1 protein-coding gene is annotated in these 358 nt (G+C 64.2%); it reads left to right on the top strand.

Features of this window, described 5'->3' with window-relative positions; translation table 11 throughout:
* On the top strand, positions 1–261 hold a 261-nt coding region (locus HA630_RS01595), incomplete at its 5' end, for an N-acetylmuramoyl-L-alanine amidase (protein ID WP_208299907.1).
* Positions 262–358: the final 97 nt, after the last annotated feature.

Raw genomic sequence — 358 nt, 5'->3', positions numbered from 1 at the left:
TGCAACGACTATTCCATAGGCATTGAACTGGAAGGGCTGGAGGGCGACACCTTCGAGCCCGCCCAGTACCAGGCCCTGGCCGCGCTGTGCACCCAACTGGCCCAGCGCTACCCCATAGCCCAGGTGGTGGGCCACGAACACGTGGCCCCCGGCCGCAAACAAGACCCCGGCCCCGGCTTCCACTGGCCCACGCTGCAGCAGCTCACGGGCTGGCCACCCGAGCGCTTTGCGCAGGCGACCATGCAGCACCTCAGCCCTTAGCCCAGGCTTGACCCGCCAGCCATGGTGTCGTGTGAACAGGTTTTGCGACACAATGCACCAACCATGCGCTTGAAACCCGAAGAAAGCCATTTCATCC

The organism is Aquabacterium sp. A08 (assembly GCF_011742065.1).
This window is presented reverse-complemented; position numbering and strand designations above follow the sequence as displayed.